At 69.0% G+C, this 22227-nt stretch carries 15 protein-coding genes and 1 pseudogene; 7 read left to right on the plus strand and 9 right to left on the minus strand.

What is annotated here, in order from left to right; all coding sequences use genetic code 11:
* Nucleotide 1: 1 nt before the first annotated feature.
* A complete protein-coding gene (locus CYFUS_RS11875; RefSeq protein WP_157758394.1) occupies nucleotides 2-652 on the minus strand; it encodes a hypothetical protein in 651 nt (216 codons plus the stop codon).
* A 116-nt stretch (nucleotides 653-768) separates the two neighbouring features.
* On the opposite strand from CYFUS_RS11875, the gene CYFUS_RS11880 reads away from it, so the two are divergent.
* Both CYFUS_RS11880 and CYFUS_RS11885 read left to right on the plus strand, forming a co-directional pair.
* Nucleotides 769-1260, plus strand: coding sequence for a YqaA family protein (locus tag CYFUS_RS11880; protein ID WP_095985325.1), 492 nt, complete (start codon nucleotides 769-771; stop codon nucleotides 1258-1260).
* Nucleotides 1261-1344: 84 nt separating this feature from the next.
* Complete coding sequence (locus CYFUS_RS11885; RefSeq protein WP_095985326.1) at nucleotides 1345-2979, plus strand: endonuclease/exonuclease/phosphatase family protein; 1635 nt, start codon at nucleotides 1345-1347, stop codon at nucleotides 2977-2979.
* Nucleotides 2980-3058: 79 nt separating this feature from the next.
* On the opposite strand, the gene CYFUS_RS11890 is transcribed toward CYFUS_RS11885, so the two are convergent.
* Nucleotides 3059-4237, minus strand: coding sequence for an AI-2E family transporter (locus CYFUS_RS11890; RefSeq protein WP_095985327.1), 1179 nt, complete (start codon nucleotides 4235-4237; stop codon nucleotides 3059-3061).
* Nucleotides 4238-4467: 230 nt separating this feature from the next.
* Here CYFUS_RS11890 and xdhA point away from each other — a divergent pair, with 230 nt between their 5' ends.
* The 3 genes from xdhA to CYFUS_RS11905 are packed head-to-tail and all read left to right on the plus strand — an operon-like array spanning nucleotide 4468 to nucleotide 9278.
* Nucleotides 4468-5919 carry a xanthine dehydrogenase small subunit gene (gene xdhA, locus CYFUS_RS11895; protein WP_095985328.1) on the plus strand — a complete coding sequence of 484 codons (1452 nt, stop codon included), beginning with the start codon at nucleotides 4468-4470 and terminating at the stop codon, nucleotides 5917-5919.
* Between the two features lie 5 nt (nucleotides 5920-5924).
* Nucleotides 5925-8294: a xanthine dehydrogenase molybdopterin binding subunit gene (gene xdhB, locus CYFUS_RS11900; RefSeq protein WP_095985329.1), complete on the plus strand. Its 2370-nt coding sequence runs from the start codon at nucleotides 5925-5927 to the stop codon at nucleotides 8292-8294.
* Between the two features lie 30 nt (nucleotides 8295-8324).
* Nucleotides 8325-9278: an alpha/beta hydrolase gene (locus CYFUS_RS11905; RefSeq protein WP_095985330.1), complete on the plus strand. Its 954-nt coding sequence runs from the start codon at nucleotides 8325-8327 to the stop codon at nucleotides 9276-9278.
* Nucleotides 9279-9287: 9 nt separating this feature from the next.
* Here the strand turns inward: CYFUS_RS11905 and CYFUS_RS11910 are convergent, their stop codons facing one another.
* Both CYFUS_RS11910 and CYFUS_RS11915 read right to left on the minus strand, forming a co-directional pair.
* Nucleotides 9288-9998, minus strand: a complete 711-nt coding sequence (locus CYFUS_RS11910) for a heme oxygenase (biliverdin-producing) (protein WP_095985331.1) — start codon at nucleotides 9996-9998, stop codon at nucleotides 9288-9290.
* Nucleotides 9995-10225 carry a hypothetical protein gene (locus tag CYFUS_RS11915; RefSeq protein WP_095985332.1) on the minus strand — a complete coding sequence of 77 codons (231 nt, stop codon included), beginning with the start codon at nucleotides 10223-10225 and terminating at the stop codon, nucleotides 9995-9997. Before CYFUS_RS11915 ends, CYFUS_RS11910 begins: the two co-directional genes overlap by 4 nt.
* A 245-nt stretch (nucleotides 10226-10470) precedes the next feature.
* On the opposite strand from CYFUS_RS11915, the gene CYFUS_RS11920 reads away from it, so the two are divergent.
* Entirely contained in the window at nucleotides 10471-11301 is an 831-nt protein-coding gene (locus CYFUS_RS11920) for a pseudouridine synthase (RefSeq protein ID WP_095985333.1), read from the plus strand.
* 236 nt (nucleotides 11302-11537) lie between these two features.
* On the opposite strand, the pseudogene CYFUS_RS52570 reads toward CYFUS_RS11920, so the two are convergent.
* Nucleotides 11538-11972, minus strand: a pseudogene (locus tag CYFUS_RS52570) (polysaccharide deacetylase family protein); the annotation flags it as partial.
* Between the two features lie 335 nt (nucleotides 11973-12307).
* Between CYFUS_RS52570 and CYFUS_RS11930 the strand changes: the two are divergent.
* Nucleotides 12308-15556, plus strand: a complete 3249-nt coding sequence (locus tag CYFUS_RS11930; RefSeq protein WP_095985334.1) for a glycoside hydrolase family 3 protein — start codon at nucleotides 12308-12310, stop codon at nucleotides 15554-15556.
* Nucleotides 15557-15628: 72 nt separating this feature from the next.
* Here the strand turns inward: CYFUS_RS11930 and CYFUS_RS11935 are convergent, their stop codons facing one another.
* Genes CYFUS_RS11935 through CYFUS_RS11950 form a run of 4 tightly spaced genes read right to left on the minus strand, consistent with a single transcriptional unit; the run spans nucleotide 15629 to nucleotide 22214 of the window.
* Nucleotides 15629-16960 (minus strand): hypothetical protein, encoded by a 1332-nt coding sequence (locus CYFUS_RS11935; protein WP_095985335.1) that lies wholly within the window; start codon nucleotides 16958-16960, stop codon nucleotides 15629-15631.
* Entirely contained in the window at nucleotides 16957-18897 is a 1941-nt protein-coding gene (locus CYFUS_RS11940) for a hypothetical protein (RefSeq protein ID WP_232537785.1), read from the minus strand. Before CYFUS_RS11940 ends, CYFUS_RS11935 begins: the two co-directional genes overlap by 4 nt.
* 12 nt (nucleotides 18898-18909) lie before the next feature.
* Nucleotides 18910-20250, minus strand: a complete 1341-nt coding sequence (locus tag CYFUS_RS11945) for a hypothetical protein (protein ID WP_095985337.1) — start codon at nucleotides 20248-20250, stop codon at nucleotides 18910-18912.
* A complete protein-coding gene (locus CYFUS_RS11950) occupies nucleotides 20247-22214 on the minus strand; it encodes a hypothetical protein (RefSeq protein ID WP_232537509.1) in 1968 nt (655 codons plus the stop codon). Before CYFUS_RS11950 ends, CYFUS_RS11945 begins: the two co-directional genes overlap by 4 nt.
* Nucleotides 22215-22227: the final 13 nt, after the last annotated feature.

Here is a 22227-nt window from a genome sequence, read left to right on the forward strand (position 1 = left end):
GTCACCTCGGGCAGGAGAGTTGGAGCTGGAGCAGCAGCCGTCCGTCCACGGCTTCGAGCGCGTCCTCGCAGCGCTCGCCCTCGTCGAGCGGCAGTCGCAGCCGCCAGCGGCCCAGGGCGGGCTGGCCCTCGAAGGCGGAGGAGCGGGCGCCCTCGTCCAGGGTCGCGGAGGTCTCCGCCTTCTCCATCACGAGGGTGCGCGCGTTGAGGTTGCGCACCTCGCCGAGGGTCACCTGGGGGGACAGGTTGGCCTCCTCGAGGCTCAGCGTGGTTTCCAGCACCCGCTCTTCGGTGCGGCACGTGAAGGGGCTCGGCTGGCCACTGTCGACGACGCCGTACTCCACGGGGCGGGGAGGTGTGAGCACCTCGCTCTCGGTGAGCGCCGTCTTGGAGCCCCGTGAGACTTCCAAACGGAAGCGCGTGGACTCCTTCACCGGGAGTGTCTGGGTGCCCGAGCGCGCCTTGTCTCCCAGGCCGGAGAGCGCGGGGATGGCCTCGAGCCAGGCCGAGCCGTTCGTGTCCCAGCTCAGGGTCACCGCGTCTCCCGGGCAGACGATGGAGGGCGTGGCGGTGAAGCGCAGGATCTGCGGTTTGGGACAGCCAGCGAGTCCAGCCGCCAGTGAGACGACACCCATCGTCCATGCCCATCGCATGCGCGCACCTCTCTTGCTGAACCCGGAAGCTGGCTGACGGCTTCCTGGAGTCTTCCACGCCCAACGTCCGTGAAGACAGCCCTCGGGGCCCGAGGCGGCGTAGAGTGGACGGCACGATGCCGGATGCGTCCACGCTCGCCGAATGGGGATTGCCGGGGCTGTTCCTCGTGGCGGTGGTGGCCGGCTCGGTGCTTCCCGCTCCGTCCGAGGCGGTGCTGGCCGCCCTCATCTATGGAGGAGTGCGCCCGGGGTGGGCCGTGACGGTGGCCACCGCCGGCAACGTGCTCGGCGCGCTCACCGTCTATGCCCTGGGCCGCTGGGGGGCACGTGGCGAGGGCGGGGGCGTGGTGGGGCGATGGCTCCAGCGCCGGAGCGCCCGGGAGGGGGCCCGCCTGCTCCGGGCCCGCGAGCGCCTGGCCACCTGGGGAGCGCCCTGGCTCCTGCTCGCCTGGCTGCCCGTCGTGGGAGACGTCTTCGTGCTCGCCGCGGGCCTCGTGGGCGTGCGTCCCGGGCCCTTCGTCGCCTTCGTTTCACTTGGAAAGGGGCTGCGCTACCTCGGAGTCGCACTCTCTGTCCTCGCGGCGCGTCATACTGGAATTTCACAATGAGGCTGCGAGACGGGAGCAGGGACGATGGACTAAAAATGCCCTCGTCCCTCACCGCCCGCGTCTTCAGCGGGCAGGAAGCACGCGATGCCACTGCGCTCCTCCTCACCGACGCCCGCACGTGCGGGCCGCTGGTTGCTCTGTTCCCTGCTGTCCGTATCTCTCGCCGCGTGTGGGCAGGGAAGCGTCCCGCGGGCGAAGGAGGCACACGAGCTGTCCTCCCAGCGCGACGTGTTGGGAGAGGCGCGGATCCGGTTGATGGCCGCCAACATCACGAGCGGCAACAACCAGAGCTATGACCCGGGTCACGGCATCCGCATCTTCCAGGGCACGAAGCCCGACGTGGTGATGATCCAGGAGTTCAAGTACGGCACCAACTCCGATGCCGACATCCGCTCCTTCGTCGACACCGCCTTCGGCTCGAACTTCCACTACTACCGGGAGGCGCAGTCGGGAGGCATTCCCAATGGCGTCATCAGCCGCTATCCCATCCTCGCCGCGGGCGAGTGGGAGGACACGAGGGCACCCGACCGGGACTTCGCGTGGGCACGCATCGACATCCCCGGGCCGAAGGATCTCTGGGTGGTGAGCGTGCACCTGCTCACCGCGGACAGCGGTACGCGCAACACGGAGGCGAACCAGCTCGTCGGCTACATCCAGCAGAACGTGCCCGCGGGGGACTTCCTCGCCATCGCCGGTGACTACAACACCGACAACCGGAGCGAGTCGTGCTTCTCCACCTTCTCCGCCGTGGTGTCGACGAGTGGCCCCCACCCGGTGGCCCAGGACAACAAGGAGGGCACCAATGCCAGCCGCGCCAAGCCGTATGACCACGTGCTGGTGAGCAACAACCTGCGTGCCTACCAGACGGCCACCGTCATCGGCGCCAGCTCCTTCAGCGCGGGTCTCGTCGTGGACACGCGCGTCTACTCGCCCATCGAGGAGATCGCTCCCGCGCAGAGCGGCGACAGCGACTCCAGCAACATGCAGCACATGGCCGTCATCAAGGACTTCCTCGTGCCGTCGGATGACCCCACGACCCCGATTCCCACGGGCCGCGTGACGGTGGTGGTTCCCAACGGAGGCGAGAGCTGGAGCGCGGGCAGCACCCGCTCCATCGCCTGGACGACGAGCGAGAGCACCCACGTGAAGCTCGAGTACACGACGGATGGGAGCACCTGGAACGTCATCGCCGACAGCATCCCCGCCGCCGACGGGGGCTACACGTGGCAGGTGCCGGCGTCGGCGACCACGAAGGCACGCGTGCGCGTGAGTGATGCCTCCGAGGCGGCCGTCACCGACACGAGCGACGCCGACTTCGCGATCACCAGTGCTCCGCCCCAGGACCCGCGCGCCACCATCACCCAGGAGACCGAGGCCAACAACTCCGCGGCGACCGCCAGTGGCCGGGTGGGGGCGGACAAGAACGTGAGTGGCGCCCTGTCCACCAGCTCGGACGTGGACTGGTTCGCCTTCAACGTGACCACGGCGGGCAGCGTCAAGGTGAAGCTGAGCATGTCCGGCGCGCAGGACCTGGACTGGTACGTGTACTCCGCGTCGGATCTGCTCTTCTCCGCGGCTTCCAGCGCCACCATGAGCAATCCCGAAGTGGGGACCTTCTCCGCCAACGCCCCGGGCATCTACTACGTGAAGGTGGTGGGCTACGCGGGCGCCACGGGGGCCTACACGCTCAACGTGAGCGGCGCGGGCGTGCAGCCGTAGTCCCTTCCCCCGCATGCACGAGGGCTCCCGGGCGACAGGCGTCGCATCCGGGAGCCCGGAAGGAAGCGCGCGAGCGGCCTCAGTGGGAGCGCGCTTCCTCGGACGCGTGTTGGGCATGGGCCCCGGAGTCCTCCCACTCCTCGCCCTCGGCCAGGGTGGGCGAGTTGCTCGTGGGCGGCGTGGGCGGCGCTCCGGGGTGCTCATTGGGCCGGCCGTAGTCGCGCTCGTAGATGCGCACCACGGAGAGGAAGAAGGCCAGGATGAGCGGCCCGAGCAACAGGCCGATGGCACCGAAGACGGCGAGGCCTCCGAGCAGCGAGAAGAAGACCAGGGCGCCGTGCATGTTCATGCCGCGCTTGGCCAGCAGCGGCTTGACGACGTTGTCGGACAGGCCCACCACGAAGATGCCCCAGGCGGCCAGGAAGATGGCCATGGCGGGATGGCCCGTGGCGAGCAGCAGCAGGGCGGCGATGACGCACACCATGGCGGCGCCGACGGCCGGAATGAGGGCGAAGAAGAACGACACCGCCGCGAAGAAGACGGGCACCGGCACCCGGGTGATGAGGAAGCCCACCAGCGCCAGCGTCGCTTGCACCCCCGCGGTGAGCAGGGTGGACGTGAGCACCGAGTGGGTGACGCGGCGGAACTCGGTGAGCAGCTCCGTCGTCTGCCCGCGCCGCAGCGGCGACACGCTCTCCACCCACGCGACGAGCTTCTCGCCATCCACGAGCAGGAAGTAGAGCGCGATGAGCATCATCGCCAACTGGATCGCCACGCTTCCGGTGGCCATCACCACGCCACCCACTGTCTGGGCGGCCGCGGCTCCCTGCGCCGACACGTGTTCCTGGACGATCTGCCACACGCTGGCGCTTTCCGTCTGGAAGCGGTCGAGCATGCGCGCGGCGGGCTCCCGCAGGGCCTGGGGCACATAGGCCAGCAGTCCCTCCAGGCCCCGCTGGTTGATCACCCCGGTGATGAAGTTCACCCCCTTGATGACCTCGGAGACGATGAAGGCGGTGAGGGCGGCGATGGGCGAGAGCAGCGCCACGATGATGCCCACCACGATGACGCCCGCGGCGAGCCCCTGCCGGCCTCGGAAGCGTCGCGTCAGCCAGTTCTGCAGGCCATTGAACGCACCCGCCAGCACCGCGGCCAGGAAGAACGCTTCGAAGAAGGGGCGCGCGATGAGCCCCACCAGGGCGATGGACAGCAGGATGAGCCCGATGAAGACGCGGCGGGCTCCTTGTTCGGTGGCCATGACGGCACAATGCGAATGGTCCTCGCCGCGCGGTAGGGGCGGGTGTCATCCCATGGCTCGTTGTGTCTGGTTGCTCAGCGGGCTTCCACTCTCCGTCCTTCCTCGAACCGGTGGCTGGAACGTTCACCTCCGGTCATTCATGACCGGAGGCGTGAAGGGGATCGCGCCCGCGCGCGCCGTAGTAGGCTCGCCCCTCCCTGCCTTGCCCGGCGGGGACCTCCAGGAGGCCCATGGAACACCTGCGCTTCTTCTTGAATGACCGCCCCATCGAGGAGACGGGGATCGCGCCCACCACCACGCTGTTGCGCTACCTGCGCGACCGGGTGCACCTCACGGGCACCAAGGAGGGTTGCGCCGAGGGGGATTGCGGTGCCTGCTCGGTGGCCATTCTGGAGCAGGATGGCCAGGGGGCGCCCACCCTGCGCGCGGTGAACGCGTGCCTGCTGCTGCTGCCCATGGTGCAGGGCAAGCGCGTCTACACGGTGGAGGCCCTGCGCGAGGGCGGCAGGTACCACGTCGTCCAGGAGACGCTGGCGCGCACGCTGGGCTCGCAGTGCGGCTACTGCACGCCGGGTATCGCCATGTCGATGCTGGAGGCCTGTCACCGCCGCGACCTGGACGAGCCCTGGAAGCTGGACGCGCAGATGTGCGGCAACCTCTGTCGGTGCACCGGCTACCGGCCCATCCGGGAGGCCGTGCGCGAGGTAGCCGGCTTGCGCCCCGGGGATCGCTTCGCCCGGGCGCTCGCCGAGACGCGGCCCGAGTCCATGGTGCTGGCGTACGAGGCCGGTGCCCAGCGCTTCTTCACGCCGGACTCGCTGGCGGCGCTCTGGGACGTGCTGGACGAGCACCCCACGGCGCGCTTCGTGGTGGGAGGAACGGATCTGTCGCTGGAGGTGACCAAGCGCTACGCCGAGCCGCCGCTGTTGGTGTCGTTGGAGGCCGTGCCCGAGCTGCGCGTGCTGGAGCCGCGCGGCGGGGGGCACCGGCTGGGCGCCACGGTGCGGCTGACGGACGTGGAGGACTACGCGCGCGCGGTGAGCCCGCCCCTGGAGCGCATGCTGCGCTACTTCGGTTCGCGGCAGATCAAGAACCGCGCGACGGTGGGTGGCAACCTGTGCACTGCCTCGCCCATTGGGGACCTGGCGCCGGTGCTGCTCGCGCTCGGGGCCGAGGTGGTGTTGCGCTCGCGCGCGGGGGAGCGGCGGCTGCCATTGGAGGACTTCTTCGTGGGCTACCGGCGCACGGCGCTCGCGGCGGGCGAGGTGCTCGCGTGCGTGGACGTGCCGGCGCAGCCCGAGGGGGCGCGCGCCCTGGCCTACAAGGTGTCCAAGCGGCGCGAGGCGGACATCAGCAGCGTGTCCGCGGGCTTCCGGGTGGTGGTGGATGGGGAGGGCAAGGTGGCCGAGGCGCGGCTGGCCTATGGCGGCATGGCGGCCACGCCCGCGCGCGCCCGGCGCACCGAGGCCGCGTTGGTGGGCCAGCCCTGGACGGAGGACAGCGTGGAGCAGGCGCTGCCCCGGCTGAGGGAGGACTTCCAGCCGCTGTCGGATCATCGCGGCTCGGCGTGGTATCGCGCGCAACTGGCCGAGAACCTCTTGCGCGGCTTCTTCCATGAAACGCTCTCCACGCCGCAGCCCCGGCTCGCGGAGCGTCACTCGGCCACGGTGCAGGTGAGGTGATCCGGATGAGCGCGCTTCCTTCCTCTTCCCCCGATGTCGCCTCCACGCCCGAGGGCGTGCCGGCCCGCTCGCCCCTGCATGCCCCGGCCCCGCATGAGAGCGGCCTGCGCCACACGAGCGGTGAGGCGCTCTACGTGGACGACATGCCGGAGCCGCGCGGCCTGTTGACGGGGCACCTCGTCACCTCGCCCCACGCGCACGCGCGCCTGCTGCGGGTGGACGCCACGAAGGCGCGGGCCCTGCCCGGCGTCGTCGCGGTGCTCGTGGCCGGGGACATTCCCGGTCACAACCAGGTGGGCCCCGTCATCCAGGACGAGCCCCTGATGGCCGACGGCGAGGTGCACTTCGTCGGGCAGACGGTGGCACTGGTGTTGGCGGAGGGGGCGGGTGTCGCCCGCCGGGCCGCCGCGCTGGTGGAGGTGGAGTACGAGCCGCTGCCCGCGCTGCTCTCGGTGAAGGCGGCGGTGGAGGCGGGTGCCTTCCTGTCCGAGCCGCACGTCATCCGCCGGGGCGCGCCCGAGAACGCGCTCGCCGCCGCGCCGGTGCGTCTGTCCGGCGAGTGCATGACGGGGGCGCAGGATCACTTCTACCTGGAGACGCAGGTGACGCTCGCGGTGCCGGGCGAGGACGGGGCGGTCCACCTGTGGTGCTCCACCCAGCACCCCACCGAGGTGCAGACGCTGGTGGCGGAGGTCCTCGGCACGGGGCGGCACCAGGTGGTGGTGGAGGTGCCGCGCATGGGTGGGGGCTTTGGCGGCAAGGAGACGCAGGCGGCGCCCTTCGCCTGCCTGGCGGCCCTGGGCGCGCGCGTCACGGGACGGCCGGTGAAGGTGTGGCTCAACCGGGACGAGGACATGGCGCGCACCGGCAAGCGCCACCCGTTCTGGGGCCGCTACGACGCGGGCTTCGATGAGACGGGGCGGCTGCTCGCGCTCAAGGTGGAGCTCGTCTCCGATGGCGGGTGGAGCACGGACCTGTCGCGGGCGATCCTCGATCGGGCGCTCTTCCACCTGGACAACACGTACTTCGTTCCGGAGCTCGAGTTCACTGGCCGGGTGGCGCGCACGAACCTGCCCTCCAACACGGCCTTCCGCGGCTTCGGCGGGCCCCAGGGCATGTTCGTGATGGAGGAGGTGCTCAACCATGCCGCCGAGCGGCTCGGGTTGGATCCCGCCAGCGTGCGCGAGCGCAACTACTACCGCGAGGCTCCGCACCACCTCACGCCGTATGGCCAGGCGGTGGAGGGCAACCGCCTGCCGCGGCTGCACTCGGAGCTCATGGCCTCCAGCGACTACGCCCGGCGCCGCGCGGAGATCGAGTCCTTCAATGCCGCCTCGCGCTGGACGAAGCGGGGCATCGGCTTCCAGCCGGTGAAGTTCGGCATCTCCTTCACCACGGGCTTCCTCAATCAGGCCGGGGCGCTGGTGTCGGTGTTCACGGACGGCAGCGTGCAGCTCAACCATGGAGGCACGGAGATGGGGCAGGGGTTGCACACGAAGATGCGGGCCGTGTGCGCGCACGAGCTGGGTGTGCTCCCCGAGCGCGTCCGGGTGATGCACACCGCCACGGACAAGGTGCCCAACACCTCCGCGACGGCGGCCTCGAGTGGCTCGGACCTCAATGGCCAGGCGGTGAAGCAGGCGTGCGAGGTGCTTCGCGAGCGGCTGCGCCCGGTGGCCGCGCGGTTGTTGAAGCTGGAATCGCCCGGGGACGCGGCGGCGATCGCGTTCTCCGGAGGCCAGGTGTTCCACGCCGCGCGTCCCCTGCGCACGGTGCGCTTCGCCGAGGTGGTCCATGCCGCCTACCTGGATCGCGTCTCCCTGTCGGCCACGGGGTACTACGCCACGCCGGACATCTCCTATGACCGCTCGACGGGGCGCGGCAGGCCGTTCCACTACTATGCCTTTGGCGTCGCGGTGGTGGAGGTGGAGGTGAGTGGCCTCACCGGCGAGCACCGGGTGCGCCGCGTGGACGTGCTGCAGGACGTGGGCACCTCGCTCGTGCCGAGCATCGACCGGGGTCAGGTGGAGGGCGGCTTCATCCAGGGCCTGGGCTGGCTCACGAGCGAGGAGGTGCTCTTCGACGCGAAGGGGCGGCTCGTCACGCACTCTCCGGACACGTACAAGATTCCCGCGGTGGGGGATGCGCCCGAGGACTTCCGCGTCCAGCTGCTGGAGCGCGCGCCCCAGGACAACACGATCCATGGCAGCAAGGCGGTGGGAGAGCCCCCCTTCATGCTGGCCCTGGGCGCGGTGACGGCGCTGCGCCAGGCCATCGCCGCCTTCGGCCCACCGCGCACCCCGGTGTCGCTCGCCTCGCCCGCGACGCCCGAGGCCATCCTCCGCGCGGTGGCGGCCGCGAGGGAGGCCAGTTAGACAAGGGCCTTCTCCACCTCCGAGGAGCCCATGTCATCCAGACACCTTGTCGATCCCGAGCTGCTGCCCCTGCTGGACTCGTTTCCCGTGATGACGCTGGCGCGCGAGACGCTGGCCCAGCAGCGGGAGGCGGGGGTCCAGTTCTTTCGCTCCTCGCCCAAGCCGGAGGTTCCCGAGGTGGAGACCCTCGAGCGCCGCGTTCCGGGTCCAGCGGGAGCACCCGAGGTCCGTGTCCTCGTGTACAGGCCCCGGGCGGCGGGGGAGCGGCGGCCCGCGCTGCTGCACGTCCACGGAGGTGGCTACGTCATGGGCCTGCCCGAGATGACGGGCGCGCGCAACGCGCTGCTCGCGAAGCAACTCGATTGTGTCGTCGTCTCGGTGGACTATCGCCTGGCGCCCGAGACTCCCTTCCCGGGCCCGGTCGAGGACTGTTACGCCGCGCTCAAGTGGCTGCATGCGAATGCCGACGGGCTGGGCGTGGACGCGCGGAGGATCGCCATTGGCGGTGAGAGCGCGGGCGGTGGGCTCGCCGCGGCGCTGGGGCTGCTCGCGCGTGACCGGGGTGAGTTCTCCATCCTCTTCCAGTGGCTCCACTGCCCCATGTTGGATGATCGGACGGTTGTCCGGGAGACGTCTCCCCTGCTGGGCGAGTTCGTGTGGACGCGGGCCTCGAATCGCTTCGGGTGGACGAGTCTGCTCGGCCGCGAGCCGGGAGGCGAGGGCATCTCTCCCTACGCCTCGCCCGCCCGGGCCGAGACGCTCGCGGGCCTGCCGCCCACCTTCATCAACGTGGGCTCGTTGGATCTCTTCCTCGAGGAGGACATCGAGTACGCGCGCCGGTTGGCGAGCGCGGGGGTGCCCGTGGAGTTGCACGTGTACCCGGGCGGGTTCCATGGCTTCGATGTGTTCGCCCAGAGCCGGTTGGGAACGCGGGCGCATCACGATGCCACGGAGGCACTGCGGCGCGCGTTGTCGCGCGCCTGATGGCCGGGGCTAGGCCCCGAACGCGCCGCGCAGGGGCGTGAGGGCCTGGAGCCACCCGTTTCGGGCCTCCTCGCGCGCTTCCCTCTCCTGGGGCAGGCCACGGCCCAGCACCTCGAAGAGCGCATACACGCTCCGCACGGCGCGCGAGGCCTCGTGGAGGAGCGCCTCGCGTGCGCTCTTGCTCAGGGTCAGCTGATCCAACGTGTCGAGCAGGTGCGCACGGTAGGCCTCGCCGTCCAGGTGGGTGGCGTGGCGCAGGAAGACCGTCCCCGCCGAGCCCCGCAGCCCGAGCGCCCGGGCCACGCCGCCGCCCGTCTGTCCCTGGCCGGGCAGGGCCGTCGCGTAGAGCGCCCAGGCATGCGCGGCGAGCAACTCCGGCGCCTCGTCGCACAGCAGCCCCAGCCGCTCCACGGTGGGAGCCGCGTCCTGGCGATGCGCGCTCGCGTACCAGCTCGGGCCCAGCAGGGCGCTCAGGTCGTCCTGCAGCAGCTCGTTGCACCACAGCTCGGGCAGGCACAGCGGGCCCACCACCGGGTGCTGGCGGTGCCACATGAGGGCCCACTCCAGCTCCGCGTAGATGGCCTGGAGGCAGGACAGCCAGCGCACATAGGCGCCACGCTCCAACGTTCCGCGCGCGAGCCTCCGGGCGAACGCCGTCCCCGCCACCGCGCGCAGCTCCTCGGCGGTGGCTCGTTGCAGCAACTCCGTCAGCGGGCTCATTGCTTCCACTCGCTGGAAGAAGTCACCGGCGCGGCCTCCTTCTCCGCCATGCCCGACAGCGCACGCAGCGCATCGCCGATGGTGTGCCACGTCGCATGCAGCGTGTCCGCGTCCAGGCGGATCGTCATCGGCCCGAGGCTCAAGTGGATGTGCCCGCACGAGCAGCGTGCCACTTCCGCGCTGGGTCCACGGGCCAGGAGGGTGCGGCAGCAGGTGGGCGGGGGCATGCGGTTCTCCTCGGCATTCGCCGTTGTTGATTCTGATTATTAATTTCAAAATCAAGATGCACCGGAACGGGGGTGGAGTCAATGGGGGGACGCGCGGGAGTGTGAACGGGGCTTCTCTCCCGGGCAGGGAGCGTGTCAGCTTGTGGCCATGTTGCTCACGGCTCCGCTGACCACGCCCCGGCTGTTGCTGCGCGAGTTCGCGGCGGCCCACGTGAGCGGGTAGCGGCGGGAGGAGGGGAGCGCGCATGGCGAGGAAGCCGAAGGTGCCCCGGTGGTTGGAGGCCGCGCGCCGGCGTCAGGCGCCGGTGCCCGAGGGAGAACGCGCGGGGTGGTTGGCCCGGGCGTTGGGCCGGGCGGGGGTGTTGCCCCGGGTGGAGGCGGAGCGGGCCATCCGCGAGGGGCGGGTGGAGGTGGACGGGCGGGTGGAGCGGGATCCGTTCGCGCCGGTGCATGCGCGCAGTGAGGTGCGGTTGGAGGGGCGGCCGTGCGCGCTGGGGGCACGCACGCGGGTGTTGATGTTCCACAAGCCCGCGGGCGTGGTGGTGCACGGGAGCGATCCCGAGGGCGTGGGGACCGTCTTCGAGCGCCTGCGGGACGTGCTCCCGCCGGAGCTGCGGGGCTACGAGTGGTATGCGGTGGGGCGGTTGGACCGCGACACCACGGGCCTGCTGCTCTTCACCAACGAGGAGCGGCTGGTGGCGCACGCGACCTCGCCGGAGACGCACCTGTCCAAGCGTTACGTGGCGCGGGTGGAGGGTCTCCCCGTGGAGGCCGCGCTCCAGCGACTGCGCGAGGGGCTCGTGCTCGACGACGGTCCGACGCGGCCGGCCGAGGCCCGGCTGCGCGCTCCCGGGTGCGTGGAGCTGGTGCTCACGGAGGGCCGGCACCATCAGGTGAAGCGGATGCTCGCGGCGGTGGGGCACCCGGTGCGCGAGCTGCACCGCGAGGCGGTGGGTCAGGTGTCCCTGGACGTGCCGATGGGAGGCTGGCGCGAGCTCTCGGAGGCCGAGGTGGCGGAGGGGCTCGGGTTCGCGCCGGGGAGCGCGAGCAGCTCGGACACGGTCACGAAGCGGTAGCCCTGGGCGCGGAGCTTCTCCAGGACGAGGTCCACGGCCTGGAGGGTGCCCGGCTTGTCGCGTCCCCCATCGTGGAACAGGAGGATGGAGCCGGGCCGGACGGACGCCATGACGCGGGACGTGAGCAGCGCCACGTCCTGGGTCTCGTCATCCCGGGGCACCACGTCGAAGAGGATGTCCTTGCGGTGCGCCCGGGCGAGCAGCCATGGCAGGACCAGCAGCTTCTTGCCGTAGGGGGGCCGGAAGAGGATGTCGCCCTGGACGCCCACCGCGCGCAGCAGGGCGTCCGTCTTGTCGATCTCCCGCCGCACGTAGGACGGTGACTTGAAGATGAGTCGATGGTGCGAATACGAGTGGTTGCCCAGCTCATGTCCCTCGTCGAGCGCCCGGGCCGCGAGCTCCGGGTGGCGTGCGAGGTTCTGCCCCACCAGGAAGAAGGTGGCCTTCACGCCGTGCCGTTTGAGGATGTCGAGCACGGCCTCCGTCTGACCGGGCTTTGGCCCATCATCGAAGGTCAGCGCCACGACGCGCTCGGTGGTGTCCACGTGTGCATGGAGTTCGCCGAACACCTGGAATGTCCACGATCGTGAAAGCTGCCACGCGCCCGCCAGGAGGACCAGCACGCCCAGTGGTATTGCTATCACCCAGCGCATCCATCGTTTCCGCGTCATGGGTCCGCTCCCATTGCAGGAGTCGCGCCGCGACACGCTCCGAGCGAACGCCGTGCCCCATGTCTCCGCATGGCCACACCGGCTGGGGAGCCTCGGGGCGTTGCGAGGCAGGCCAGCCACACCTTCTTCCCCGGTGTCCAACCCATGCGCCAATGCATGGAAAACCAGAGCGCGGGAGGTGCTGTGGGCGGGGTTTTGACTCCCTGCGCCATCCTTGCGTGGGATTTTTTTTACTTCTACGTTTGCCCCCCGCGTTGGCTTGCCACGGCTGGCAGGGAGCCCCCATTCCCTCGCGTCCGCGGAATCCGCGCGCCCCCGACACACTGGAGCTGGACATGCAACGGTTGTTCTCGCGGCAGAAGAGTCTTTCTCTCGCCGCCCTGCTGCTATTGACGCTCGCGGCCTGTAACCCCGATCCCACTCCGGGGCCCGACGACGCGGGGACCACCCATCCCCCAGACGACGCGGGCACCGACGCCGGTATTCCCGATGACTGGCCGGCCATCCAGAGCGCGATCCCCAAGGACACCGAGATCGAGAAACGGATCGACACCCTGCTCTCCAGCATGTCGCTCGAGGAGAAGGTCGGGCAGATCACCCAGGTGGAAATCTCCAACGTCACCCCGGACGAGGTGAAGCAGTACCACCTCGGCTCCGTGCTCAACGGCGGTGGTGCGTGGCCCAACGGCAAGAAGGGCTCCACGGTGGCGGAGTGGAACGCGCTGGCCGATCAGCTCTGGGCGGCCTCGATGGATCCGGTCAACCCCCACCAGATCCCCATCATCTGGGGCGTGGACGCGGTGCACGGGCACAACAACGTGAAGGGCGCCACCCTCTTCCCGCACAACATCGGCCTGGGCGCCGCGAACGATCCCGAGCTGGTGAAGCGCATTGGCGAGGTGACGGCGCGTGAAGTGGCCCAGACGGGTCTGGACTGGGCCTTCGGGCCGACGGTCGCCGTCGTGCGCGATGACCGCTGGGGCCGCACCTATGAGGGCTACTCCGAGGACCCCGCCATCGTCGAGGCCTTCGCCGGCAAGATCGTCGAGGGGCTCCAGGGCCAGCTCGGCAAGGACGCGAAGGCGAACGAGAAGGTGATCGCCTCGGTCAAGCACTTCCTGGGCGACGGCGCCACGAACGAGGGCAAGGACCAGGGCGTCACCCGGTTGACGGAGAAGCAACTGCGCGACCTCCATGGCCGCGGCTACTTCACGGCGCTCGCGGCCGGTTCGCAGACGGTCATGGCCTCGTTCAACAGCTGGCAGGACGCGTCCCAGCCCGAGACCGCCAAGGCCTACAAGATGCATGGCAACAAGTACCTGCTCACGGACGTGCTGAAGACCAAGATGGGCTTCGACGGCTTCGTCATCTCCGACTGGAACGGCATCGGACAGATCAACCGGAACAACAGCGACTCGCTCCGGGACTGCACCAACGGTGACTGCCCGCAGGCCATCAACGCCGGCGTCGACATGGTGATGGTGCCCTACCGCACCGATTGGATGCCCTTCATCACCAACACGATCGCCTCCGTGAAGAATGGGGAGATTCCCCAGGCGCGCCTGGATGACGCGGTTCGCCGCATCCTGCGCGTGAAGCTGCGCCTGGGCCTCTTCGAGAAGCCCAAGCCCTCGGAGCGCACCGCCTCGCACGAGATTGGCACCGCAGAGAACCGGGCCGTGGCCCGGGAGGCGGTGCGCAAGTCGCTGGTGCTCCTCAAGAACAACGGCGCTGTCCTGCCCCTGGCGCGCTCGGCCAAGGTGCTCGTGGCGGGCAAGAGCGCCAACAACCTGTCGAACCAGTCCGGTGGCTGGTCCCTCACCTGGCAGGGCACGGACAACACCAACGCCGACTTCGGCGGCGGCACCACCTTGTGGCAGGCCATCCAGAAGATCGCCCCCAACGCGAAGCTGGACACCAGCGCGGATGGCGCCCAGGCGAACGCGGACTACGACGTCGCCGTGGTCGTGATTGGCGAGACGCCCTACGCCGAGGGCAATGGCGACATCGGCAAGACCAAGACGCTGGAGCTCGCCCGGCTGCGCCCGGAGGACTACACGCTGCTGCAGAGCCTCAAGGCCAAGGGCGTGAAGAAGATCGTCACGGTGCTCTTCTCCGGCCGTCCGCTCTACACCAACAAGGAGCTCAACGTGTCCGACGCCTTCGTCGCCGCGTGGCTGCCCGGCACCGAGGGAGAGGGCCTGACGGACGTGCTGTTCCGCAAGGAGGATGGCTCCATCGACCACGACTTCCACGGCAAGCTCTCCTTCTCGTGGCCCAAGGCGCCCTGCCAGGTGTCGATCAACAAGGGGGATGCGAACTACGAGCCGCTCTTCGCCTATGGCTATGGCCTGACGTACGCCTCGGCCCAGGAGCTGAGCGCGTTCGAGGAGACGACCCAGATCAACGGCTGCGGCGTGGCTCCGGGAGACGGGAGCACCACCAACCTCCCGCTGACCCTCTTCGAGCGCGGCAACCAGGATGACTGGGTGATGCGCATCGGCGCGCCGTCCAACTGGGGCGGCATCGACGTGCGGCAGGGCACCAGCAACACCACGAGCCTGGCCCCCAATGAAATCAGCGTCACCCCGGTGGACGACCAGGGCGGGCTCCAGTGGGCCGCGGTCAACGTCAAGTTCAGCGGCACGGGGCAGGTGTACATGCAGAACAAGAACGGCAACGAGGGCCGCAACCTCCAGCCCTACCTGAACTCCAAGGGCGCGCTCGTCTTCGCGGTGAAGGTGAACACGGCTCCGAGCGCCCAGGTGAACCTGTCCACGCACTGCATCTACCCGTGCCAGGGGGAGATCCAGATCACCGAGACCCTCAAGGGCCTGGCGGGCAAGGGGTGGAGCGAGCTGGCCGTTCCGCTCCAGTGCTTCGCGGACAAGGGGCTGGACTTCGGCATCGTGAACTCGCCTTTCCTGCTCTACACCTCGGACACGCTGGACGTGACGCTCGCCAGCATCCGCTGGGAGCCGAACCGGGCGGGCAACGTGAGCTGCACGGGCACGCCTCCCGTGCCGCCCATCGCCATCACCGATGACAAGGACGCCTACGTCAACGGCGTGTCCGACACCGCGCTCTTCGCCACGCCCAACGCATGGACCAGTGGGACGACGGGGACGGTGACGCTGAATCCCGCGTACGACATCGGCGGGGGCGAGAAGGTCATCGACGTGGTGATGAAGGGCCTCAAGGAGGGCGGCGGCAACGGCGGCATCGCCTTCGGGGTCAAGGAGCCGAACCTGCTGGACGTGTCGGCCATCGCCGAGACGGGCGGCGTGGAGTTCGAGGTGCGGGTGCTCGACTACGGTCTGACCACCCAGGACTTCTGGGTGAAGAGTGTCTGCGACCGCAAGCCGGACTCCTGCGCGACGGGTGACCTGAAGACTTTGATTGGGCACCCGGAGGTGGGGACGTGGAAGACGGTGAAGATGCCGTTCTCCGACGCGGCCTACCCGGCCACCTGGAACAAGACCAAGGTCAGCGCGGTCTTCGAGATGCTGCCCGCCTGGGGTGACCAGGGCGGCGACATCCACTTCCAGGTGCGCAACGTCCGCATCAAGAAGCAGCTCCAGTAGCCCTCACGGGTGATCGCGGGCCTGGCTGGCGCGTCATGTGGCGCCTGGCCAGGCTCGCGGCTCTTGTCCCTGTCAGGAGCGGTGCCGTTCGGCGACGCGGTAGAGCTGGGTGAGAGAGAAGTCCAGCAGTGATTGGCACGAGCGCATGTAGCGCGAGGCCCGGACGAAGGGCAGCCAGACGCGCCTGCCCACGAGCACCTGGGTTTCCTCGAGCTTCCGGCGCGGAATCCATTGGCCGCCCAGGTGGCGCACGAGCACTTCGCCCAGGTAGGCGCCAATGGCGGGCACCGCGTGCGCGTCGATGTGTTCCCGCTCGAAGACCCTCGGAAATTCTTCCTGCCAGAAGTGGAAGTCCACGTCCGTGAGGGACTCGGGGGAGGTGTCGAAGACGGAGGGCACCTTCGAGTGGAGCAGGGCCACGAGGTGTTCGGCGAGGTCGCCGTAATGCGCGCGAGCACCCACCGGGTCGTCCACGTCCGTGGGCAGGGCGGAGCTAGCGGGGAGCCACTCGTCGGGCTCGGGTGGTTGGTACGCGTTGAATTCGGCGATCTTCCGCTGGCGCTCGTGAAAGGCGACGCTGTCCACCACGTGAGAAAGGAGCGGGGCCACGTCCGGGTGAAAGCGGGGTTCCACGGGGGCGAGTGTGGCGCTGCGCTCGCGCAGGGTGCGCAGCACCGTGTCGAAGTCCAGGTCCGGCCGGAGGTGGACATGCGCGCGGGCCTGGGCCTCACGAGCCTCGTCACTGGCGAAGTGCGCGGCGGTAGGCCAGAGCACCAGGAGGACGGAGCCATTGGGTAACTCCTCCACCCGGTGCGCCGGGGTGGAGAGCATGCGCTCGCGACCGACAGCTTCCACCAGCTTCGGACCGAAGACATTGAGCCAGGACACCTCGTAGATTTTGTCGAACCCATCTCGTATGGATGTCTGCATCTCGCGGCCGAAGCGGGGCTCGCCCGCCAGTTCCGCGTCATCCTCGCTGTGGGCCGCGGCGTGGGTGACCGGGTAGTGAGAGACCCAACTGCGTACCATCTCCACGAATTGGCGACAGCGCTCCGCCTCCGCGAAAAAGGAGAGCGGCCTCACCTTGAGCCGGATGTCCAATTCGGGGGAACGCGGAGGGAACCAGAGCCAGAGCCGCATGTCCAACGCGGGCCACTCGGTCCGGTAGAGTCCGAGGGCCGTGCTGTTCCCATCGCGCCGCTCCTCCAATGCTTTCCAGAAGGAAGGGCGGGAATATCTGCGTTGTCGCTTGCCGTTGACGACGTCCGGCATCCACTCGCCCGCGTATGCCTCGAGTGCCTGGAGGAAGGGCTCCAGATTACGTTCCAGTGTCACCCGCGAGTCGGTAGCCCCTTTGAAGGTGAGCCGAAGGCCGTCCTCACCCCTCATCTCCAGTACCTTCATTGGAACAGCACCTCCACACTTGGAACCTTCTCGTTGACCATGTTCACGGCTGCATCCAGGTCACCCACCTTCTTGGGCTTGAGGTTGCCACCCTCATAGATGAGACGGACTCTCGAAACTCGCACCTCGCCGCTTCCCGTGAGAAGGGACTGGAGAGAGGGTCGGCGGATGTTCAGCACTTCACCGTAATTCCGCAGGGCTTCTCTCGCGTCTTCGAGCATCTGTGCTTCCAGTGCCTCGTATTTCAGCGCCGAGAGGTTACGGCTCTTGACACTCCAGGTCTCCACGCGAGGTGGTCGTCCGGCGAGTTCGCCCGTTTCGATGATGAGTATATCCGCGAAGCGCAGGCCGGGACCTGGCTTCATCACGCCCACATTCGTTTCGAGCCGGGGCTGGTCGAAATCCCCGAGGAATCGGCGCTGTGCCCGAGGCCGTTCCGCATCGGCGCGCAGCAGTTTCAACAAAGCTCGTTCGAAAGCCAGCCCCCGGTTGAACCACCCCCGCATGGACTCGTAGGGCTCCCAGCGCAGCGGCCCTTTGGTTGCCGTGTCCTGCTTGGTTTCCCCGAGGCGCTTCTCGTAATAGGCGACGTACTCGGGCCAGCGCGGGTTGCCCTCGGCGCCGGGAGGCGGAGCTTCCACGGAGGGACGTTGCTTCTGCAGCACCGTGACGTCCGTGGGCAGACGCGGGCCCGTGGCCTCCAGCTCCACCAGCGACAGCCGGGCTTCCAGTACCTCGCGGGTGAGGCCCACCCCCTCGTCCACCAGCGAGGCCAGGCTCTCGGGCGTGCTCCCGGTTCTCCTCGTTGCAGAGCCCGTGGCCTCGGCCCTGGCCTTGGACAGCACCGCCTGGGCCCTGGCCACGTTGCCTCGGGCCTCGCGCAGCGCCAGCGCGGCGTCCACTCCTCCCACGGCGACGAAGCGCCCCGCCTCGCGGCTGGCTTGAATGTCCCGGGCCAGCTCCCGCAGCCCGTCCACCCCCAGCCGTGCATTCCACTGCCGCACCACGTCCTGGAGGGCGGGCAGGCGCGGCTCGGACACGGCACGCAGGCCCTTGCCCCCGGCGTACAGCGCGCCCACCAGCAGGGCGGGTGCCAATTCGCGAGTGGCCTGCTCGTACTGGCCCTGGGACAGAGAGGCGAGGCCCTGGCCGGTGCCAACGCCCAGGTAATAGAAGCCCAGGGGCACGCCGAAGGTGAGCGAGTCGAAGCTGCCCAGCACCACGCGGCCCGGGGCGAAGTGCTGCCAGGCCAGGGCGAGCTCCACCTCGTGCAGGGCCTGGCGGTAGGGGGGAGGCAACTGCTCGCGCCGGGCGGACATTTCCAGGTAGCGCAGGCCGTCAATGGCCAGGCTGGTGGCGAGGGCGTCCCGAGCGGCGCGGCCCAGGCCGCGTAGCACGTCACCGGCCCGCTCGCCGCGCTCGGGGAAGGAGGAGAGGGGGAAGCCGCGCCGCTTCAACTCCTCGCGCACGGTGGGCATGAGCGCCAAGGTCTGGCCCAACAGCTTGTCGCGGGCCAACAGGTGCAACAGCGCGTCCACCTCGTCGTCGTGTGCCGAGTGCAGCACGTAGAGGGCGAACACCTCGGCATAGGCGAGGCCATAGCGCTCGGTGACGGAGAGGAGGAAGGAGGCGCGCTTGCGCTGGAGAATGGCGGCGGCGTCCTCGCGTACGGGCCCCAGGGAGCCCAGGCGCACGGCGCTCCAGTCATCCAGGGACTCCAGCAGCCGGGGCATGTCCACGCGCTGCTGCAGGGCGACGTACTCGGCGGGTGAGGTGCAGGAGAAGAAGGGGGCGAGCCGTGGCTCCACCTCGCCGGAGGACGGGGCCGCTCCGCCACACGCGTGCGCGCACCCCCTGGCGAGCGGGGCGCTGGTGGCACACCCGGAGAGCAGCAGGAGCCCCGCCGTGAGCAGGAGTGCCAGGCCCACACGTATCATCACGAGTCCCTTTCAGGAGCGGTGCCGTTCGGCGACGCGGTAGAGCTGGGTGAGGGAGAAGTCCAACAGCGACTGGCACGAACGCATATAGCGCCCGGCCCGGACGAAGGGCAGCCAGACGCGTTTGCCCACGAGCACCTGGGCCTCCTCGAGCTTCTGGCGCGGAATCCACTGTCCGCCCAGGTGGCGCACGAGCACCTCGCCCAGGTAGGCGCCAATGGCGGGCACCGCGTGCGCGTCGATGTGCTCCCGCTCGAAGACTCGCGGAAACTCCTCCTGCCAGAAGTGGAAGTCCACGTCCGTGAGGGACTCGGGGGAGGCGTCGAAGACGGAGGGCACCTTCGAGTGGAGCAGGGCCACGAGGTGTTCGGCGAGGTCGCCGTAATGCGCGCGAGCACGCACCGGGTCGCCTATATCCGGAGGCAGGGCGGATTCAGAGGGGAGCCACTCGTCGGGCTCGGGCGGTTGGTACGTGTTGAATTCGGCGATCTTCCGCTGGCGCTCGTGAAGGGCGACGCTGTCCACCACGCGAGAGAGGATCGGGGCCACATCCGGGTGGAAGCGGGGCTCCACGGGGGCGAGCGCGGCGCTGCGCTCGCGCAGGGTGCGCAGGAGGGTGTCGAAGTCCAGGTCTGGCCGGAGGTGCGCGTGTGCGCGGGCCTGCGCCTCACGAGCCTCATCACTGGCGAAGTCCGCGGCGGTGGGCCAGAGCACCAGGAGGACGGAACCGTTGGGAAGTTCCTCCACCCGGTGGGCTGGTGTGGACAGCATGCGCTTGCGGCCGACAGCTTCCACCAGCTTCGGACCGAACACATTGAGCCAGGACACCTCGTAGATTTTATCGAACCCGTCTCGAATGGAGGTCTGCATCTCGCGTCCAAAGTTGGGAGCGCTAGACAATTGGTTGTCAGCCAGACCATGAGCCAAGGCATGGGAAATCAGATAGCGCGAGGCCCAGGTTCGTACCAATTCCACGAGTTGGCGACACCGCTCCTCTTCCGCGAAGAAGGAGAGCGGTTCTACCTTGAGCAAGATGTCCAGTTTGGGAGGGGTTGTTGGAAAGTAGAGACTGAGCGTCATGCTCAACGCGGGCCAGTTCGTGCGATAGAACCCGATGGTTGTCCCTCTTTCGTGGCGTTGCTCCTCCAGGGCCTTCCAGATGGCGGCGCGGGCATACTTGCGTCGTCTTTTGCCCTCGATGACGTCCGGCATCCAACCGTCCGCGTACTTCTCGAGCATTTGGAATAGGGGTTCCAATTCGCTCGCTAGTGCCGCCTGTGTGTCGAAGGCACCGTCGAAGGTGAGCAAGAGGCTGTCCTCCGCCTTCAAGTCTTCAAATTCCAACACCTTCATTGGAACAGTACCTCTACTCCTGGAAGTGCGTTCTTGGTTGCGCTCACGGCCCTGTTCACCTCGTTGGTGTCCTTGGGCAGGAGTTGTCCGCCCTCGTAGACGAGGCGAACCTTTGAGACAGGCACCTTGCTTCCCTCGCGGAGAAGAAGCTGAAGGGAGTCGCGGCGGATGTCCAGAGTCTCTCCGTATTTCTTTAGCGCTTCCCTCGCGTCTTCCATGATCTGAGCTTCGAGAGCCATACCTTTCAGCCCCGAGAGATTGCGGCTCTTGAAGCTCAACGTCTCGACGCGAGGTGGCCGACCGGCGAGTTCGCCCGTTTCGATGACGAGCACATCCGCGAAGCGCAGACCAGTACCGGGTTTCATCACGCCGACGTACCTCTCGAGCCGAGGCTGGTCGAAGTCCCCGAGGAAACGGCGCTGGGCCCGGGGCAGTTTCGCGTCTGCTTGCAGTAGCTCCACCATGAGGCGCTCGAAAGCCAGCCCCCGGGTGAACCATCCCCGCATGGACTCGTAGGGCTCCCAGCGCAGCGGCCCTTTGGTTGCCGTGCCCTGCCGTAATTCTCCGAGACGCCTCTCGTAGTAGGCGACGTACTCGGGCCAGCGCGGGCTACCCTCGGCGCCGGGCGGCGGAGCTTCCACGGAGGGACGTTGCTGCTCCAGCACCGCGACGTCCCTGGGCAGGCGTGGGCCCGTGGCCTCCAACTCCACCAGCGCCAGCCGGGCCTCCAGTACCTCGCGGGTGAGGCCTGCCCCCTCGTCCACCAGTGAGGCCAGGGTTTCGGTGCGCCCCGTGCCAACGGCTCTCCTCGCCGAGGAGCCCGTGGCCTCGGGTCTGGCCTTGGACATCACCGCCTGGGCTCTGGCCACGTCGCCTCGGGCCTCGCGCAGCGCCAGCGCGGCATCCATGCCTCCCACGGCCACGAAGCGGCCCGCCTCGCGGCTGGCTTGAATGTCCCGGGCCAGCGCACGCAGCCCGTCCACCCCCAGCCGTGCATTCCACTGCCGCACCACCTCCTGGAGGGCTGGCGGGCGTGATTCGGGCAGGGCGCGCAGGCCCTTGCCTCCGGCGTACAGCGCTCCCACCAGGAGCGCGGGGGCCAGCTCGCGCGTGGCCTGCTCGTACTGGCCTTGGGACAAGGAGGAGAGGCCCTGGGTAGTGCCGACGCCCAGGTAATAGAAGCCCAGGGGCACGCCGAAGGTGAGCGAGTCGAAGCTGCCCAGCACCACGCGGCCCGGGGCGAAGTGCTGCCAGGCCAGGGCGAGCTCCACCTCGTGCAGGGCCTGGCGGTAGGGGGGAGGCAACTGCTCGCGCCGGGCGCTCATCTCCAGGTAACGCTGGCCTTCAATGGCCTGGCTGGTGGCGAGGGCGTCCCGAGCGGCGCGGCCCAGGCCCCGCAGCACGTCGCCGGCCCGCTCGCCGCGCTCGGGGTAGGCAGACAGGGGAAGGCCGCGGCGCTTCAACTCCTCGCGCACGGTGGGCATGAGCCCCAAGGTCTGGCCCAACAGCTTGTCGCGGGCCAACAGGCGCAACAGTGCGTCCAACTCGTCGTCGTGCGTCGAGTGCAGCACGTAGAGGGCGAACACCTCGGCATAGGCGAGGCCATAGCGCTCGGTGACGGAGAGGAGGAAGGAGGCGCGCTTGCGCTGGAGAATGGCGGCGGCGTCCTCGCGTACGGGCCCCAGGGAGCCCAGGCGCACGGCGCTCCAGTCATCCAGAGCCTCCAGCAGCCGGGGCATGTCCACGCGCTGCTGCAGGGCGACGTACTCGGCGGGTGAGGTGCAGGAGAAGAAGGGGGCGAGCCGTTGCTCCACCTCGCCGGAGGACGGGGCCGCTCCGCCACACGCGTGCGCGCACTCCCTGGAGAGCGGAGCGCTGGTGGCACACCCGGAGAGCAGCAGGAGCCCCGCCGTGAGCAGGAGTGCCAGGCCCACGCGGGTCATGACCAACGGGCGGGCGGACAAGGGGCGTGTCATG

The organism is Cystobacter fuscus (genome assembly GCF_002305875.1).
GTDB classification, from domain to species: domain Bacteria; phylum Myxococcota; class Myxococcia; order Myxococcales; family Myxococcaceae; genus Cystobacter; species Cystobacter fuscus_A.